The sequence below is a fragment of the Laceyella putida genome (assembly GCF_042665195.1).
Lineage (GTDB): Bacteria > Bacillota > Bacilli > Thermoactinomycetales > Thermoactinomycetaceae > Laceyella > Laceyella putida.
This window is the reverse complement of sequence record NZ_JBHTBW010000040.1, coordinates 49,592-66,358: the sequence shown is the minus strand read 5'-3', so window position 1 is coordinate 66,358 and position 16,767 is coordinate 49,592. Positions and strand designations below refer to the sequence as shown.

Here is a 16,767-nt window from a genome sequence, read left to right as displayed (position 1 = left end):
CCTCCTATCCTGTATGGAAAGAAAGGGCCTAACGCAACTGACGTTAGGCCCTTATACTCACTATCTTAGAGCGTTTTTTGTCCTGGTTTCCAGTTGGCTGGGCACAGGCCACCAGTTTGCAGAGCTTGCAGTACACGCAACGTTTCATCTACGTCACGACCGATGTTGTTGTCGGTAACCACTTGGTAACGAACGATGCCTTCTGGGTCGATGATAAACAGACCACGCAGGGCGATCCCTTCTTCTTCGATCAGAACGCCATAGTCGCGGCTGACTTTATGGGTGGTGTCAGCAGCCAATGGGTAGTTGATGTCACCCAGGCCGTTTTCGCTGCGTGGAGTTTTGATCCAAGCACGGTGAGAGTATTTGCTGTCAGTACTTACACCGAGGATCTCCGCATCGAGATCTTGGAACTCTTCATAACGGTCGGACAGAGCCGTAATCTCGGTTGGGCAAACAAATGTGAAATCAAGTGGGTAGAAGAAAAGAACCAGCCATTTTCCTTTGTAATCGGAAAGAGTCACTTTCTCTTCTAAGGTTTCCAGATTCTTTGTGCTCTCCATTTCGAAATCTGGAGCTGGCAATCCTACAAGACGTTGAGCCACTTGAAATACCTCCTCAAGTTATAAAACTAGTTAACCAATCATTTAACGTTGCCATGTTTAACATGCCCATTATGTAAGGGGGTTAAACAATGGGCGGCTTCCATGGCACATATTTAAAATACCATGTGTCCAGATTATAGTCAATACTAATTTATATTAATTACAAAATGAAAACATTTGTCATTTAAAAATTCTCTCATCCCCTCTATCTAATTCCTTCATCAAGCATTTTTTCCTTCCGTCAGAATGAAACTTGAAACGTCATCCCTAACCCAATTTATTCATCAATAAAATTTTACAAAAGGAGAATTTTTATTCTTGTAGGAAATTGATAAACTATACTCACACCCACTCAGCATGAGAGAGGAGAAGATCCCACTGATGCCGATTCGTTACAAGTCTCACGCATTCGTACTTTTCATCGCATTGTTGTGCACTTTCTTGATCTTATCCGGTTTTCACTGGCTTCCAGCCGCCCCGCCTCCCGTGCAGGTGCAACTGCTGGGAATCAACGATTTTCACGGACAATTGGATCAAACCCGCCAATGGAACAAGCAAGCGGTTGGCACCGCTCCAGTGTTAGCCACCTATCTGAAAGAAAGAGCCGCAACCAATCCCAACACCCTCCTGGTTCAAGCTGGGGACATGGTGGGAGCGAGCGCCCCGGAATCCGCTCTCCTACAAGATGAACCGACGATCGAGATCTTAAACCATCTCGGATTCGATATCGGCACCGTCGGCAACCATGAGTTTGATGAAGGCATCCCTGAGATGAAACGCCTGATCTATGGCGGTTATCATGAGAAAACGGGATATTTCGCGGGAGCCGACTTCCCTTATGTCGTCGCCAATGTCATCGACAAGAAAACGGGCCGTCCCATCCTGCCCGCTCACTTCATCAAACGGGTGAAAGGGATTCCGATCGGCTTTATCGGCGTGGTCACCACGGAAACTCCGCAAATCGTCATGCCGACGCATGTGGAAAATGTGAAATTCACCGATCCCGCCACCGCGGTCAACCAAGAAGTGCGGAAGCTGAAGCGCAAAGGGGTGGAAACGATCGTCGTCCTCGCGCATGAAGGGGGCACGCAAGATCAAAACAGCGGCACCATCAACGGTCCCATCGCGGAGATTGTTCCCCGGCTGAATGATGAGGTGGATGTGGTCTTCTCCGGGCACACCCACACATTCATCCATGGCATGATCGACGGCAAATTGGTCGTGCAAGCACTCAACTACGGCATGGCCTTTGCTGATGTGGACCTGACCATCGACCGCCGCACCAAGGACGTTGTCGCCAAACAGGCCGAGGTTTTGCCTACCTATCAAGCGAATGTGGAACCTGATCCCGAAGTGAAACGCATCGTGGAAGAAGCCAAAGCGAAAGTGGCTCCGCTCATCAACCGCGAAATCGCCAAAACCAATGCCGCCATCACCCGCACCGACTCTGAAGCCGGGGAATCGGCCCTGGGCAACCTGATCGCGGATGCGCAGCGCGCCACCATGCAAACGGAATTCGCCTTCATGAACCCCGGCGGCATCCGGGCTGACCTGCCCGCCGGCACCATCACGTGGGGCCATCTCTACACCGTGCAACCCTTCGGCAATGACCTGGTGAAGATGACCCTCACCGGCGCGCAGATCCGCACCTTGTTGAACCAGCAATTCCAAGACCCCAGCCGGATCCGCATCCTGCAAATCTCGGGTCTCAGATACACCTACGATCCCAATCGCCCGGCCGATGACCGTGTCGTCTCGATCGTGAAAGCGGATGGGACGCCACTTGATCCCGCAGCGACCTACAGCGTGACGGTGAACAGCTTCTTGGCCAGCGGCGGCGATGGCTTTACGGTACTCAAGGAAGGCACCGACCGCACCGTCGGACCCACTGATCTCGATGCGTTGGTGGAGTATGTGAAACAGTTGCCGCAACCGTTTGGCGCGACGATTGAAGGACGGATTACACTGGAGAAATAGAATGGCAAGCCAAAGGACAGCGTAAAGATGCGCTGTCCTTTGGCTTGCATGGGCTGAAACATAACGATTGCTTTGGTGCCATTCCCCGTAACAGACCATTCACATTTCAATTTGACTGCTTATTTAAGTTTTGTTTCAATGCACCCGCTCGGCGTAATCATCCGATGTGATCCCCGCCATGTTTGGCGCGGTCTCCATCATCAGCGATTTCATAATGACCAAATTGATTGTCTGCTCTTCCACCAATCCATCCATATACAGAATGGCGGCGCGAAGTTTTTCTTCCCGGCCGCCCACCATGAATTCCCGAAAAGCCAGGTCGCCGCTATGACCCAGCCTGTTAGTGATCCAATGGATATTTTGACTTAAACACTTTGCGGGGAACTGGGTGTCTTCTTCACTCTTTATAGTAGAATCCTCGACACCCTTGTTTTTTTTCCTTTCCCGTTTCCTGACGCTCAATTCTGTTCACACCTTTACAAATTCCGATGCAATAGGGTCAACTCTATTATTTACTTGCCCTCCTTCGCTTAAACATCGCCTCGTTTTTGATAAACATTCAGGGCGTGTAACACACCGCTTGACGGTTTCACTGAAAACGTTACTAGGGCATGTCTGGCAAAGAATGAACGAGTCCGAAAACTCTGTAACCATTTCGGGTGTGGAAATCTTGGGCAAATGGTTGTTCACCCCGATTTCATCCGTTTCCCCGTTCCAACTTATCGCTTTACTTTTCCGTTGCGTGAACCTTTAGAATGGGATAAACCGCATTATGCGAAAAGGAGGAGGAGCGCCATGCTGATCCATGAAATGGCCGCGCAATTGAACGTCACGCCCCGAACAATTCGTTTTTATGAAGAGAAAGGCTTGATTCAGCCAACCAAGCAGCCGGACAATGGCTATCGCTACTTCACTGAGGCGGATGCTTGGCGGCTCTCCACCATCTTGACCCTGAGGGAAACGGGCATGCCCTTGGCGCAAATCAAGCACGTCTTGGATGAGATCGACGCCGGGCATCCCGATGAAGTGTTGTATTACTTGGAATTGCAACGGGCGGTCATGTTTGAGGAGTTTGTGCGTACCAGGCAAACCTTGACCCTGCTCGACCAAATGATCGGGCGGTACCAACCCGATGCCTCCACTTGGCATGAATTGTGGCAACTGGCCCAAACCTCGCGCCGCAATGAGGAGATTCGCCAAAAATGGCAAGACCGTTGGCAATTTGATCGGATCGCGACCCGCTATGATCAAATGGTGCGCGAGCCGAAGGGAGATTTTGATGTTCACAGGGATTATGAACAGGGATTGGATTTGGCATGGAAGCATTGTCAGGCAAAGCCGGATGAGACGGGATTGGAAATCGGCATTGGCACGGGCAATTTGGCCGGGCGCTTTCTGGCACGGGGCATTCGTCTCCACGGCATTGACCAGTCCAAAGAGATGCTGAAGATTTGCCGCCGGAAATATCCAGAAATCGAAACGCGGCTGGGAAATTTCTTGGCCATCCCCTATCCCGATCGGCGCTTTGACTTTCTCGTCACCAGCTTCGCCTTCCACCATCTCACGCCGGAGCAAAAGCGCATGGCCCTGTTGGAGATGACCCGCGTATTGAAGCCGAGTGGACGCATCGTCATCCTCGATCTGATGTTTCCCGATGAACAGGCGCGTCAAGCCACTCTCCACTATTGGCGCAAGCAAGGCCGCCCCGATGTGATCAAGCAGATCGAAGATGAATACTACGCCGACATCAGCCAGTTGCGCCAATGGCTCAGCGATTCAGGTTATGAAATGAACCATCAACCAGTCAACGATCTGCTTCATTTGGTTGTGGCAAAAAAACAAAACCGAACCCGTTGACCGTTCAAGTCAACAAGTTCGGTTTTCATTTGTCTTTTGCGGCAAACGCGCTACTCACCTGAATCGGGTTTGGCGGCCAACCCGTGCATCAGGATTTCCGCCGTCCAGGCCACTTCCTCTTCCTCCGTCCCTTGCGCCAAATACTGCGGAACGATATTGCGGGCAATCAGGTAAGAAAATGCTGAACCGATCACCCCGCGAATGATCACATGCTCCGGCAGATCTTGGCGCAACTTCCCCTTTTGCTGCAACTCGGTGATCTTCTGGCTCGCGATCGTATAGACATTGCGAAACACATGATCAATCAAGGCCTCACGCAATTCTGGATGGAATAAGCTCTCCACCAAGATCACGCGAAATATCTGCCCATGGCGCTCAACCAACTGTACCCGGTCGAGTATCACGTCTTTCATGATCTCTTGCATCGGTTTGTCTTGATCCAACAGCTGAACCACCCCTTTATAGATAATGGGGCTGGCCACTTTGGCAAAGGCCGGGATCACCAAACGCAACAACAATCCTTTTTTGGTGCGGTAGTGCTTAAAGATCGTCGCTTCCGCCACACCCGCCCGCTCGGCGATTTCACTTGTCGAGGTGCCACTGTACCCTTTTTCGGCAAAAACCTGGATGGCCGCATCGAGAATGCGTTTTTGTTTCTCCGTTATCTTGCTTTTCTCAAGGTCAAGCCCATATTCCGCAGCGACGGACTCCACCCATTCATCCCAACTCTTCTTGTCCTCCATTGGTACCTCCCTGACTCATCACATAGACAAAAATATCGTCCAACGTGGGATCTTCTATCGCCAGAAGTGGAGCAAACTCCTCTTTCAACGCATCCACTTCGCCAATCGCCACGATTTGTCCCCGATTCATCAAGGCTACCTGATCACAACGTTCCGCTTCATCCATATAATGCGTGGTAATCACAATCGTCGTCCCCAGCTCAGTCAAAGCATAACATTCTTCCCAAAACAGTTGGCGCGTCAAGGGATCCACTCCGCTGGTCGGCTCGTCGAGAAAGAGCAGGGACGGTTCATGAACGGTGCTGGTCGCAAACGCCACCCGTTGGCGAATCCCGCTGCCCAACTGATTGACTTGCTTCTCCGCCACTTCAACAAGCCGATATCGCTCCAGGCTTTCTTCTAACCGTTGGTTCACCTGGGCCACTCCATATAACCTGGCGTAAAAACGCAGATTTTCCTTGACCGTCAAATCGGGGTAAAGCGAAAACTTCTGCGACATGTAGCCGATGTTCTGTCGGATCTTCGCGCTTTCTTTTGTCAAATCATATTGTAACACTTGACCGGAGCCACTGGTAGGCGGCAAAATCCCGCACATCATCCGGATCAGCGTCGTCTTGCCCGCGCCGTTGGCCCCAAGCAAACCAAAAATCTGTCCCGGTTCGATGGTGAGCGTGACGTGATCCACGGCCTGGAAGGATCCAAAACGTTTCGTCACTTCATACAGTTGTATCATGGATGGCTCCCTCCTTGATCAGGCGAATCAACACATCTTCCACCAGCGGCGGAATCCGCTCCAGTCGATATCCCCGCTGTGCCGCGCTTTCTCTTAGGTCGGCACTCCCGTTCACATAAGCGATCCAATCGGTTCCGCGCTGAAAGAGTTCCACGACTCCGGAAATCTCTCGAAACTCGCGCATCTCACTTAGCGGGACTTGGCGCATCTTTTTGAGCGCCCACACTTCATATGGAAACTGTTCCAGTATCCGCTTGGGAGCATCAGCCATCAGCATCCGTCCTTGATGCAAAAAAAGCACCTCATCGCAATGGATCACCTCGTCCAGATACTGCGTCGATACGATCACCGTCGCCCCTTTGTCCCGGTAAGTGCGGATTAGTTGCCAGATTTCCCTTCGGGAGACCGGATCGACCCCATTGGTCGGTTCATCGAGGATGAAACAACCCGGTTCATGAATCATGGCGCAAATCATGGCCAACTTCCGTTTCATCCCCCCGGAAAGACTTCTCGCGAGGCGATCGGAGTAAGGAGCCAAGCCCGTGAGTTCCAATAAGGATGGCATCCGCTCCTGTGCAACATCTGCGGCCACTCCGTTGAGGGAAGCTGTAAACAGGATATTTTCAGCGATGCTCATCTCCTCATACAACCCGAAATGCTCAGGCACAAAACCGATGCGGGTTCCTCTGTCCAATGAAAGCTGTCCACTTGTAGGCTTGACGAGTCCAACCAGGGTTTTGATTAGCGTCGTCTTCCCTGCTCCATCCGAACCCACGATGCCATAAATTTTTCCGCGCCTGATCTCCCAAGTCAAAGGGAATAAGGCCACTTCTTTTCCCATTTTTACCGTTACACCCTGTAAGCGAAACATCTTCATCCCTCCTTATGCCAAACTCCGCTTAAACCGAATGGTGGCGATCAACAGGAACAGCAGGGCGAAAAACGCCAACATCGCGAACGGCAACGGGTGATCCCATGCACTCATGCCTTTGAGGAAGACATCGCGGCTGATCGGCAAAAAGTAAGTCAACGGCATCACATACGCGATCCAACGAATCGCTTCCGGCATCGCCTCAAGCGGAAAGACAAAACCGGAGAGGATAAATTGGGGCACAAGGGTCAAAACGGCCAATTGCATCGCCTGCTGTTGCGTCTCCGATACCGTGGAGACAAACAAGCCCAACCCGAGTGAAGCGAACAGGAACAACAGGGCGACAAGGAGGTAAGAGAAAAGATCACCCGTGAACGGCACTTGAAAAACCCAAGTCCCCACCGCAAACACGATAAAAAAGTCCAATGTGGCGATGATCATGTAGGGAAGCAATTTCCCCAAAATGAGCTCAACCGATCTGAGCGGAGAGACAACCAATTGTTCCAACGTTCCCCGCTCTTTCTCCTTGACCACCCCAAGCGCGGTCATCAGTGTGGTAATAAAGATGAGGACGAGTCCCATCAGGCCGGGAATCATATGATAAACGCTTTTGAGATCCTCGTTATAGCGCACCTCGATCTCCGGTGCCATAAAGTCCGGATTGGGAAGCTGGTCCGTCAGCCTCGCCTTTTGTTCCTCTTGCCGCTCATTCAACTGCTCCGACAATTGCGTCTCAATCTTCTCTTTTACCTGGCTTGCCACTTGTGGCGGAATCATCGTTCCACCCAAATCCAACTTCACCTCGGGCGCTTTGGCTTGTTGCCACTCCGCCTCCATCTGTTCTTTCATCTCTTCCATATTCTCTTGCTGCAAGTCCCCCAATGCCTCATTTAACTCCCGCACAACGGATTGGGCTGAGAATAAACGGCTCCCATCCACCCAGATGCGCAGTTGTTCGTCGGCGTTGTCAGGGGAAAGATCATATGCTTTGGGAATGAGAATCACCGCATCCGTCGTCCCTTGCTTGAGTGCTTCTTCTCCCTGCGCCTGTGTCGCCTCCCGCTCAACAATGCGCAGATCCCCATTCTTCTCCATCTGCTTGATTGCTTTGCCGGCCGCTTCATTCCGCGCCTGGTCCACTATCATCACATTGGATACATTGACATCAAAGTTCACGGCATAGCCAAAGGCAACCAACCATAAGACAGGTAAAACAATCAACATGGCCAACGTGCGGCGATCCCGTTTCAACTGAATAAACTCCTTGCGGATCAACGCGCCAATCCGTCTCCACATAGCAATGGCCCCCTCCATTCAGTAAGTGATTACTCACTTTTATTTTAGGGAGCCGGAGCGAAAAAGGCAACAACGAAGTGAGTGGTTACTTTATTTTTTGCGAAAAATAACCTCCCCCACCCCTATCCGGGGAAAGGGAGGTTTCGCATGTTACACCCACGTCTCTTTAAACTGCTCTTCTTTAAAGCCAACCGTCACTTTGTCGCCATCGGTGACGATCGGGCGCTTGATCAGCATGCCGTCGGACGCGAGCAAGTCCAGCTTCTCCGTGTCGCTCATCTCTTTCAACTTCTGCGACAAGCCCAACTCGCGGTATTTCTGCCCGCTGGTGTTAAAAAACTTTTGGATCGGCAGGCCGCTTTTTTCTATCAACTGAGCCAACTCGTCCTTGGATGGTGGCGCTTCGACAATATGGATTTCCGTTACGTCGATGCCATGCTCTTCAAAGAATTTCTTTGCTTTGCGGCAAGTCCCGCATTTGGGATACCAGTACATCTTTAAGGCCATCTTCATTTTCCTCCTCTGCATCTCGAACCGACGATGGGCTTCTCCAACTCATTTGCCCTCATTGTCCGTGTGAAAGACACGCCCACCCCGCTTATATTCTACATCAGGCACCCCAGCCCGCACATTGGCCACACGGGCCACGGTGAAGAAGAAGTCCGACAATCGGTTGAGATAGCGCCGCACTTCCTCGTTCGCCTCTTGTTCCCGACACAGGGTGACGACCAGCCGCTCGGCTCGCCGCGTCAAGACACGGCATACGTGCAACGCGGAAGACAGTGGAGAACCGCCCGGCAAAATGAAGCGCTCCAAGGCCGGGCACTCCCGCTCATAACGGTCAATCCACGCCTCCAAACGGGTGACCATGGACGCCGTCACTTTGTACTGCCGATTTTTTCCCGCTTGGGCTAAGTCTCCCCCCGCATCAAACAATTCATGTTGAATCTCCGTCAAATCCCGAATCAAGTCCGCATGCAGTCCGGCGTCCATCCGCACAATCGCTTCGCCGACAAACGCATTCACTTCATCCACCGTGCCATACGCTTCAACACGGATATCGTCCTTTGGCACACGTCCGCCAATCACACCGGTCTTGCCCTCATCGCCCGTGCGGGTATAGATTTTCAACTTGTTCGCGCTCCTCTCCGTTTTCCCTTGTTCCGGCCGCCGTCAACAGCACTTGCGGAACGCGCAACAGGGGATGTTCAATCAAAATCGGTGTCATCCCATATACCTCTTCCACCATTTCCTCCACAATCACCTCATGCGGTGTCCCTTGCCGCACGACTTTGCCCTCTTTCAGCACCACCAGGCGATCACAATATTGTGCGGCGAGATTCAAATCGTGCAATACCATGATCACGGTCAATCCACATTCCGTTTGCCACCGTTTGACCCAACCCAGTAATACAAACTGATATTTCAAATCGAGATAAGCGGTGGGCTCATCCAGCACCAGTAACAGCGGCTCTTGCGCCATCGCCCGCGCCAAGGAGACCCGTTGCTTTTCGCCGCCGCTGAGTCGCGCGAAGATCCTTCCTGCCAAGTGCTGGCTGTCCGTCTCCCGCATCACATGGGCGACGACCTGTTCATCCCGTTCGCTCAGCCACGGCCAGCGACCCAGATACGGATGGCGACCCATCTCCACTATTCCTTTGACAGTGAAATAGATTTCCCCTACCTCTTCCTGGGCCAACATGGCAATTTGTCGCGCCCGTTCTTTGACGCTCATCTCCGCGAGCAACCGGTCGCGCAACCATACCTGGCCGGCGTCTGCTTTCATCTCCCCCACCAAGCATGAAAGGAGGGTGCTCTTGCCGCTTCCGTTGGGACCGAGGATGCCAATCATTTCGCCCGGCGCCACCGCCAGGCTGATCCCTTGCAGCACCCAGCGGTCGCCCAATCGCTTGCTGAGCTGTTCCGCCCGCAACAACATGGTCTTTCCTCCTCTCATCCACTCCATTTATGCTGATGCCTGCGCAAAATGGCCGCAAAAAAGGGGGCTCCCACAAACGCGGTGATCACGCCGATCGGCAATTCGCGCGGCGCGAGCACCACTCGGGACAACGCGTCCGCCCAGATGAGAAAGATCGCGCCGGCCAACAGGGAAAGCGGTATCAGCGTGCGGTGATCACCACCGGTCAACATCCGCATCATATGGGGGATGACCAAACCGACAAATCCAATCATTCCGGCTACCGATACCGCCGCTCCGGTCATCAGGGAAGCGAGCAGGATCAGTCCCAAGCGGACCTGGGTGACGGACAGCCCCAAATGAGTGGCGGAACGATCTCCAAGCGCGAACAGATTCAGCTCCCGACTGAACAGCCAGCAAAGGACAACCCCTCCCAGACTGAACGGCAACACCACTTCCACGTGTTGCCACTCGCGCAACGCCAAACTTCCCATCAACCAAAACTGGATCCGGTTCAACTCCTCGGGTGACAAGGAGATGAGCAGGGTGAGCACCGCCCCGAAAAAGGACTGCACCACCACCCCCGCCAGGATCAGTGAAGAGACCTGCAGTTGCATGCGGATGCGCGCCAACCGAAGCACGAGCAACACGGAGACGGCCGCCCCGACGAAAGCGGCCAGCGGCAACGCCCACTGGCCCAACATGGTCAGCCCCCAACCGGTGATCACCACGAGCGCGCTGCCGACGGAGGCGCCGGACGAAACGCCCAAGACATAAGGATCAGCCAGCGGGTTGCGCAATAACCCTTGAAACACGGTGCCCGCCACCGCCAAGGTTCCCCCGATCAACGCGACCAGGATCACGCGCGGCAACCGCAGTTCCCAGATGATGACCTCATCCGTTCCCACACTGGCCCCATCCCCGAGCGGCAGGACATGGTGAACGATCACCCGCCAAACGGTCTCCAAGCCAATCTCCGTGCTCCCCACCGAAACGGCGGCCGCTAAGGAAAAAAGAAGGCAGAGGATGAGTCCTCCGCCCCAAGCCAAAGCCCGCGCCTTTCTCACTTCTCTTCACCAAATTTCTCCGGATAAAACTGCTCGGCCATTTCTTTGACCCCTTGGAAGATCCGCGGTCCCGGACGGTTGGTCAAATTGGGGTCCACGGCATAGACGCGCTTCTCCTTGACGGCATTCACGGTTGACCAGCCTTGGCGCTTCATGATTTGGTCTGTGCTTCCATAAGATGAGATGATGATATCAGGATTCCATTTGGCCACTTGCTCAGCGGACACCTGTGGCCAGCCTTTCAGCTCCGCCGCCACATTCACCCCGCCCGCGGCCAAGACCAACTCATTCATGAATGTATCGCCACCGACGGTAAACAGCGTCGGATCCAACTCCACAAACACTTTCACCCGTTTCTCTTTGGGCACATCCACCACTTTGGCATAAATGTCGCGTTGCTCTTTTTGCAGCTTGGCGATTAAGTTGTCCGCTTCACGAGCCGCATTGGCCGCCGTGGCGACGATCGCGATCGAGCGGTAGATGTCTTTGATGTTCTTGGCATCCAATACGATAACCGGGATGCCCAGCCTCTTTAACTGATCCAATGTCGCTTTGTCATTTGCCCCGTTGGCCAACACCAAGTCCGGCTTCAACGCGACGACTTTCTCCACATTGATCTTGAAATCGCCGACTTTGGGCAATTTCTTCACGGCTTCAGGATAGTTATCATTGGTGGTCACGCCCACCACCTTTTTATCCAATTGAAGCGCATAAGCGATTTCCGTATTGCTTGGCATCAGTGAGACGATGCGCTTTGGCTCTTGCTTGACGGTCACCTTGTTGCCCGCTTGGTCCTTCACCTCGACCGGATAGTCCACCGCCCCCGGTTTGACCGGCGATTGGCCGCCAGCCGTTCCCGATGGAGCGGAAGGGCCACAGCCCACCACGCTGAGCACCAGCAACACACTTAAGCACAGCAAGCCAAAACGTTGTTTCCACATCGATGTCATGAATTCTTCTCCTTTCTTGATGCGCACGTGAAAAACCTGTGCATCCCGATGGGCACAGGTTGGAGAAGAGCATGCGAAAAAGACGCGGGATTCAACTGCCCGCACGCACGCGTCCCTCCTTAACCCTCGAAGGAGAACGCAAGTGGACGTTTGGAAAAGGCAGGTCTCCTGGCTCATGGTTCATCGTCCAACTGCGCCTTCCCATCGTGATGTCACGACAGTGGCCTTCACCTGTTGCAGTTATCCTCCCCATTGACAGTGGCGGGACCGCGCCGGATTCGCACCGGACTTCCCTCTTGGCTCTCTTTATGCAAGAAAGACCTTTTCCCCTATTCACTTCGTTCGTTATCATTATAATGGAAAGGGAAATCCGTTGCAATTTTAGGCATATTAACAAAGTTCACCAACACAGGAGGAGCGATATGAACCGTTACCCATTTGCGCTTGACCTCGGCAAAGAGGATCGCATCATCCGTGGGGACCTATTTTTACCGGACACTGTGCCATCGGCCCCCACTGTGCTCATCTGTCATGGATTCAAGGGTTTTAAGGATTGGGGCTTTTTTCCCACATTGGGACAGAGACTGGCGGAAGCCGGCTTGGCCGCCATCACCTTCAACTTCTCCATGAATGGGGTGGGGAAAGATCTTGAACACTTTACTGAACTGGAAAAATTCTCGCGAAACACCTTCAGCCACGAACAAGAAGATCTGGTTTTCTTGATTGAAGCCCTCCGGCAGGGGGCTCTTCCGCAAGCGGAGCGGTGTGACCTCACCCGGTTGGGGATCATGGGACATAGCCGTGGCGGCGGCAACAGCTTGCTGTACGCGTTGGATCATCCCGACAGGGTGAAAGCCGTGACCATCTGGAACAGCATTCACCGGGTTGACTTCTTCTCGCCCGAGTTGATCGAAGAATTGCGGAACAAGGGTATCTCCCATGTCATCAACGGAAGAACCGGACAACGCTTGCCGATTCGGCGCGAAGTGTTGGAAGACATCGAAGCGAACCGTGAACGCTTCGATCTGCTCGGGCGCCTTCCCCATCTCAAGCAACCGCTGTTGCTCGTCCAAGGCGACCAAGATTTGCCCGGACTCTACGAAGGGGCGGTACGGATGGCCGAAGCGGCGCCGCAGGCCACTCTTCATGTGATCCAGGGGGCGAACCACACGATGGGCGCCGTGCATCCGTTTGCCGGAATGACCCCGCAATTGGAAGAAGCGATTCGGGTAACCGCCGATTTTTTTGTGCGGGAGTTGGGATAAACACCAACACAAGAACTCCGATCGCGAACCACAGTCCTTCCATGTCCGCAAAATAGGCCCGTTAAAATGGACGAATGGGTTAAACTAGAAGATAGACGCAACCGAAAGGAGAACGATGATGACCGTAAGCCATCTCAAACAAGTACAACTCCATGTGGAAGGCATGTCTTGCCAACATTGTGTGCGGGCGGTGGAGAATACCGTCAAGGAGGCGGGGGCGGAAGCGCAGGTTGACTTGGCCAACCGCCGCGTCACCATCCATTATGATGAAAACAAAGTCAGCCTCGACCAGATCAAACGCGAAATCGAGGAACAAGGCTACTCGATCGCTTAAATTCAGGAAGCAGGTGGAATGAATGGAACCGCGACAACCGGAAGAACATCACCCATGTTCCTCTTCAACCGAACGGAAAAGCCACCACTCCGAAAAAGTGAAAACCAATCTGACCTCCCGCCTTAACCGCATTGAAGGACAAGTGCGCGGGATTAAGAAAATGATCGAAAACGATACCTATTGCGATGATGTCCTCAACCAGATCGCCGCCGTGCAATCCGCCTTGAACAGCGTCGGTAAAATCCTGTTGGAAGGGCACTTGCGCAGTTGCGTTACAGAACGGCTCCAAGAAGGGGACACCCAGGTGATAGACGAACTGCTCGTCACCGTAAAAAAACTGATGAAATGAACAAAGCGGCTTTCTTCATGCAGAAGAAAGCCGCTTGCGCTTGCTGACAAAGTGGCCCCGGAGTCGATTTTGAGTCTCCGTTTCCCACTTTTTCCTTTGTTTTTTCACCCCCAGGGTACAGGCAAAAATCTTCCTCCTCTCAGGATGTGTCATGATCATGATCTCTTACAACCGCGGGTCGATCGGTTCCGATTCCAAGGCCATGACGCCAAACGCGCACTCATGCACACGATAGAGCGGCTCCTTTGCCACAAAACGCGCAAGCCCCTCCAGACCCAAGGCAAATTCGCGCAAGGCCAGAGACCGTTTCTGCTTCAGACCCCGTTTGCGCAAGCGGGTCAAGTTGGCTTCCAGCGTGTAGTCAGGTCCGTAGATGATCCGCAAATACTCCCGTCCCCGGCATTTGACCGCGGGCTGGAGCAAGCCGTGCTTGGTGGTGGAGATAAAGGAGAGCGGCTTGACCACCATTCCTTCACCGCCCGCTTCCGTCATCTCAAGCCACCACGCGATCGCCGCTTCCACTTCGGCCGGTTGGTTCACGTTGACCACACGATAGCGGGTGGCCAGGAGAACCTCCGTATCCTGCTTGCATATCCTTGCAATCGTCTCCATGTGCCACAGATGATCATGGTCGCTATAGACCCGCCCCTCTGTCGCCAACAGGTGAAACGGAGCCAGCTTATAATCGGCCAACCCCTGAACACGCCACGAGTAACGCCGATACGCTTCCACGAAACGCCGGCTGTTTTCGCGCTTCTCTTGGAAACGGGACAAAAGCGCCTCCGCATGCCGTCCCCCGGTTACCGCTTGTTGCAACAGCGATACCGCCCCATTCAAAGCGAAGCGGCTCGCCGACCCCACTTTGGCATACTGCTGCCGGATTAACTCCTGCGCTTTGGCCGACCAAGGCATCAATTCGCAATCGAGGCACACCCAGTCGGTCTTCAGCTCATCCCACAGTCCCGCTTGGGTGATCGACCGTTGCAACCGCTCCAACAACGCTTGTTCCACCGACACATCCTCAAAAAAACGTCGGCCCGTACGCGTATAGATGATGCCCCAACTCGCTTCCGCCACGCCAAACCGCTCCAAGGGCACTTGCTTATTCCGGCAAACGATGACCACCGCACGCGATCCCATATGCTTCTCTTCACAAATGACGCGCAACACCCCGCGTTGCCCGTAGTACCGCAAAGCCTCTTCCGGATGTTCCAGATATCCGGGTTGCCCGGATGTTTCCGATGGGGACATCGTCGGCGGAAGGTAGATCAGCCATTTGGGATCGATCGCAAACCGGCTCATCGTCTCCAAGGCGGCCGCGGCTTGATCCTTGTGAATGTGCACAGGACTCGCGAGCAAGCGGGTTTGAATGCGGTCTTTCCTTACATCCTCCACATCAATCCTCGTCCCGTCCTGTTTCATCACCGAATCATCCGCCGAAACCAACGGCCGCACCGGTTCAGCATACACTTGCCGCGCCGGGACGGATACCAGTTCATTCTCCGGATATCGAAAGGCCGTCAGTTTCCCGCCAAACACGCATCCCGTATCAATGTTGAGCGTCCGGTTGCACCAGATGGGTTCCGGAATCGGGGTGTGCCCATACACGACCGTCGCCCGCCCGCGATACGATTCCGCCCAGTTCAACCTTACAGGCAGGCCAAACTCATCGGTCTCTCCCGTCGTCTCACCGTAAAGGGCGAAATCGCGGATCACACTGGAAGCCCGCCCCTGATACTCTTCTTTCATTCCGGCGTGGGCCACAACCAGCTTGCCGTCATCCAGGACATAATGGCTGACCAACCTTTGCAAAAACTGCCGCATCTCCTCGATCCATTCCGGCGATTCCCTTTCCAATTGGGCCAAGGTGACTTCCAGCCCGTGCTTGACTTGCACTTGCCGCCCATTCAATTTCTTAAGCAACTTGACATCATGGTTGCCCGGCACACAGAGCGCCTTTCCTTGCTTGACCATGCTCATCACGAGGCGCAACACGGACGGGCTGTCCGGACCGCGGTCAACCAAGTCCCCCAAGAAGATGGCTCGCCGCCCCACCGGCGGTTCAACGCGAATGTCCGCGCCGGTTCCCGTTACACGGTAACCCAGCTTCTCCAGAAGCTCAACCAGCTCCGCATAACATCCGTGAATATCCCCAATGATGTCAAACGGTCCCGTCTCTTCGCTTTTATCCACCCATGGGCGTTCCCTTACGATCTCCACTTGCCGCAACTCTTCAGGCGTGTGCGCTTTATAGATATAACGGAAGCCTTCCTGTTTCAAGTCCTTCAGTGATCGCTTCAGCGCTCGGTGTTGCCGTTTGATCACGTGCGGCGCCAGTTTCCTTTCCCGCATCGCATTATGTTGTTGGCAGACGCTTTCCGCCACATCCATCACCAAAGCGACGGGGATCATGTGATATTTTTTCGCCAGGGCGATCAGTTCCTTGCGCCCGTCGGGTTGGACGTTCGTCGCATCGATCACCGTCAGCCGTTTCCGTTCCAACCGCTTCGCCGCCACATGGTGCAACACCTCAAACGCGGCCCGGGAAGCCGATTGATCACTCTCATCATCGCTTACCATGGCGCGAAAGAAGTCGGAGGAAAGCACTTCCGTCTCCTTAAACGCCCGCATGGCAAAGGTGGATTTCCCTGATCCCGATGCGCCGATCAACACCACCAGCGAACATTCCGGTATCTTCCATTGCATGATGGTCACCTCTATGATTCCCTCGATTCCTTCGTCAATCTGTGAATAAACCTTTATCCGCCGCGCTCCAAAACCGCTTGCCAATGACTTTAGAAA

The 16,767-nt window shown here is 53.6% G+C and carries 17 protein-coding genes and 1 riboswitch; of the genes, 5 read left to right on the top strand and 12 right to left on the bottom strand.

Annotated elements, in window-relative coordinates; all coding sequences use genetic code 11:
• Positions 1–65 precede the first annotated feature (65 nt).
• Positions 66–605 (bottom strand): peroxiredoxin, encoded by a 540-nt coding sequence (locus ACFQNG_RS12485; protein ID WP_379865448.1) that lies wholly within the window; start codon positions 603–605, stop codon positions 66–68.
• Positions 606–986: 381 nt separating this feature from the next.
• Here ACFQNG_RS12485 and ACFQNG_RS12480 point away from each other — a divergent pair, with 381 nt between their 5' ends.
• Positions 987–2,582: a bifunctional metallophosphatase/5'-nucleotidase gene (locus ACFQNG_RS12480; protein ID WP_379865446.1), complete on the top strand. Its 1,596-nt coding sequence runs from the start codon at positions 987–989 to the stop codon at positions 2,580–2,582.
• Between the two features lie 135 nt (positions 2,583–2,717).
• On the opposite strand, the gene ACFQNG_RS12475 is transcribed toward ACFQNG_RS12480, so the two are convergent.
• Positions 2,718–3,044, bottom strand: a complete 327-nt coding sequence (locus ACFQNG_RS12475) for a hypothetical protein (RefSeq protein ID WP_379865444.1) — start codon at positions 3,042–3,044, stop codon at positions 2,718–2,720.
• 333 nt (positions 3,045–3,377) lie between these two features.
• Between ACFQNG_RS12475 and ACFQNG_RS12470 the strand changes: the two genes are divergently transcribed.
• A complete protein-coding gene (locus tag ACFQNG_RS12470) occupies positions 3,378–4,439 on the top strand; it encodes a MerR family transcriptional regulator (protein ID WP_379865441.1) in 1,062 nt (353 codons plus the stop codon).
• Positions 4,440–4,489: 50 nt separating this feature from the next.
• On the opposite strand, the gene ACFQNG_RS12465 is transcribed toward ACFQNG_RS12470, so the two are convergent.
• From ACFQNG_RS12465 to ACFQNG_RS12425, 9 genes are all read right to left on the bottom strand, one after another.
• On the bottom strand, positions 4,490–5,182 hold the full coding sequence (locus ACFQNG_RS12465) for a TetR/AcrR family transcriptional regulator (protein ID WP_379865439.1): 693 nt from the start codon (positions 5,180–5,182) through the stop codon (positions 4,490–4,492).
• Complete coding sequence (locus ACFQNG_RS12460) at positions 5,157–5,915, bottom strand: ABC transporter ATP-binding protein (RefSeq protein ID WP_379865437.1); 759 nt, start codon at positions 5,913–5,915, stop codon at positions 5,157–5,159. Before ACFQNG_RS12460 ends, ACFQNG_RS12465 begins: the two co-directional genes overlap by 26 nt.
• A complete protein-coding gene (locus tag ACFQNG_RS12455; RefSeq protein WP_379865434.1) occupies positions 5,899–6,786 on the bottom strand; it encodes an ABC transporter ATP-binding protein in 888 nt (295 codons plus the stop codon). Before ACFQNG_RS12455 ends, ACFQNG_RS12460 begins: the two co-directional genes overlap by 17 nt.
• Before the next feature lie 12 nt (positions 6,787–6,798).
• Positions 6,799–8,082: an ABC transporter permease gene (locus ACFQNG_RS12450; RefSeq protein ID WP_379865432.1), complete on the bottom strand. Its 1,284-nt coding sequence runs from the start codon at positions 8,080–8,082 to the stop codon at positions 6,799–6,801.
• A 150-nt stretch (positions 8,083–8,232) separates the two neighbouring features.
• Positions 8,233–8,589, bottom strand: coding sequence for an arsenate reductase family protein (locus ACFQNG_RS12445; RefSeq protein WP_379865430.1), 357 nt, complete (start codon positions 8,587–8,589; stop codon positions 8,233–8,235).
• A 48-nt stretch (positions 8,590–8,637) separates the two neighbouring features.
• Positions 8,638–9,213, bottom strand: coding sequence for a cob(I)yrinic acid a,c-diamide adenosyltransferase (locus ACFQNG_RS12440; RefSeq protein WP_379865427.1), 576 nt, complete (start codon positions 9,211–9,213; stop codon positions 8,638–8,640).
• A complete protein-coding gene (locus ACFQNG_RS12435; protein WP_379865425.1) occupies positions 9,185–10,021 on the bottom strand; it encodes a heme ABC transporter ATP-binding protein in 837 nt (278 codons plus the stop codon). Before ACFQNG_RS12435 ends, ACFQNG_RS12440 begins: the two co-directional genes overlap by 29 nt.
• Positions 10,022–10,035: 14 nt before the next feature.
• Complete coding sequence (locus tag ACFQNG_RS12430; protein ID WP_379865422.1) at positions 10,036–11,067, bottom strand: FecCD family ABC transporter permease; 1,032 nt, start codon at positions 11,065–11,067, stop codon at positions 10,036–10,038.
• Positions 11,064–12,122 carry an ABC transporter substrate-binding protein gene (locus ACFQNG_RS12425; RefSeq protein WP_379865419.1) on the bottom strand — a complete coding sequence of 353 codons (1,059 nt, stop codon included), beginning with the start codon at positions 12,120–12,122 and terminating at the stop codon, positions 11,064–11,066. Before ACFQNG_RS12425 ends, ACFQNG_RS12430 begins: the two co-directional genes overlap by 4 nt.
• A 36-nt stretch (positions 12,123–12,158) precedes the next feature.
• A riboswitch (cobalamin riboswitch) is annotated at positions 12,159–12,357 on the bottom strand.
• A gap of 82 nt (positions 12,358–12,439) precedes the next feature.
• Here ACFQNG_RS12425 and ACFQNG_RS12420 point away from each other — a divergent pair.
• The 3 genes from ACFQNG_RS12420 to ACFQNG_RS12410 all read left to right on the top strand — a co-directional run bounded on the left by ACFQNG_RS12420 (position 12,440) and on the right by ACFQNG_RS12410 (position 13,965).
• Positions 12,440–13,282: an alpha/beta hydrolase family protein gene (locus tag ACFQNG_RS12420; protein ID WP_379865417.1), complete on the top strand. Its 843-nt coding sequence runs from the start codon at positions 12,440–12,442 to the stop codon at positions 13,280–13,282.
• Positions 13,283–13,400: 118 nt separating this feature from the next.
• Complete coding sequence (locus ACFQNG_RS12415; RefSeq protein WP_379865414.1) at positions 13,401–13,616, top strand: cation transporter; 216 nt, start codon at positions 13,401–13,403, stop codon at positions 13,614–13,616.
• A 22-nt stretch (positions 13,617–13,638) separates the two neighbouring features.
• On the top strand, positions 13,639–13,965 hold the full coding sequence (locus ACFQNG_RS12410; protein ID WP_379865412.1) for a metal-sensitive transcriptional regulator: 327 nt from the start codon (positions 13,639–13,641) through the stop codon (positions 13,963–13,965).
• Between the two features lie 165 nt (positions 13,966–14,130).
• Here the strand turns inward: ACFQNG_RS12410 and ACFQNG_RS12405 are convergent, their stop codons facing one another.
• A complete protein-coding gene (locus tag ACFQNG_RS12405; protein ID WP_379865410.1) occupies positions 14,131–16,671 on the bottom strand; it encodes a polynucleotide kinase-phosphatase in 2,541 nt (846 codons plus the stop codon).
• Positions 16,672–16,767: the final 96 nt, after the last annotated feature.

Excerpts from the sequence above, each read along its gene's own strand:
- ACFQNG_RS12480 (WP_379865446.1), top strand. The coding sequence starts at position 987 with ATGCCGATTCGTTACAAGTCTCACGCATTCGTACTTTTCATCGCATTG.
- ACFQNG_RS12470 (WP_379865441.1), top strand. The coding sequence starts at position 3,378 with ATGCTGATCCATGAAATGGCCGCGCAATTGAACGTCACGCCCCGAACA.
- ACFQNG_RS12465 (WP_379865439.1), bottom strand. The coding sequence starts at position 5,182 with ATGGAGGACAAGAAGAGTTGGGATGAATGGGTGGAGTCCGTCGCTGCG.
- ACFQNG_RS12460 (WP_379865437.1), bottom strand. The coding sequence starts at position 5,915 with ATGATACAACTGTATGAAGTGACGAAACGTTTTGGATCCTTCCAGGCC.
- ACFQNG_RS12455 (WP_379865434.1), bottom strand. The coding sequence starts at position 6,786 with ATGTTTCGCTTACAGGGTGTAACGGTAAAAATGGGAAAAGAAGTGGCC.
- ACFQNG_RS12450 (WP_379865432.1), bottom strand. The coding sequence starts at position 8,082 with ATGTGGAGACGGATTGGCGCGTTGATCCGCAAGGAGTTTATTCAGTTG.
- ACFQNG_RS12445 (WP_379865430.1), bottom strand. The coding sequence starts at position 8,589 with ATGGCCTTAAAGATGTACTGGTATCCCAAATGCGGGACTTGCCGCAAA.
- ACFQNG_RS12435 (WP_379865425.1), bottom strand. The coding sequence starts at position 10,021 with ATGTTGTTGCGGGCGGAACAGCTCAGCAAGCGATTGGGCGACCGCTGG.
- ACFQNG_RS12420 (WP_379865417.1), top strand. The coding sequence starts at position 12,440 with ATGAACCGTTACCCATTTGCGCTTGACCTCGGCAAAGAGGATCGCATC.
- ACFQNG_RS12415 (WP_379865414.1), top strand. The coding sequence starts at position 13,401 with ATGACCGTAAGCCATCTCAAACAAGTACAACTCCATGTGGAAGGCATG.
- ACFQNG_RS12410 (WP_379865412.1), top strand. The coding sequence starts at position 13,639 with ATGGAACCGCGACAACCGGAAGAACATCACCCATGTTCCTCTTCAACC.
- ACFQNG_RS12405 (WP_379865410.1), bottom strand. The coding sequence starts at position 16,671 with ATGCAATGGAAGATACCGGAATGTTCGCTGGTGGTGTTGATCGGCGCA.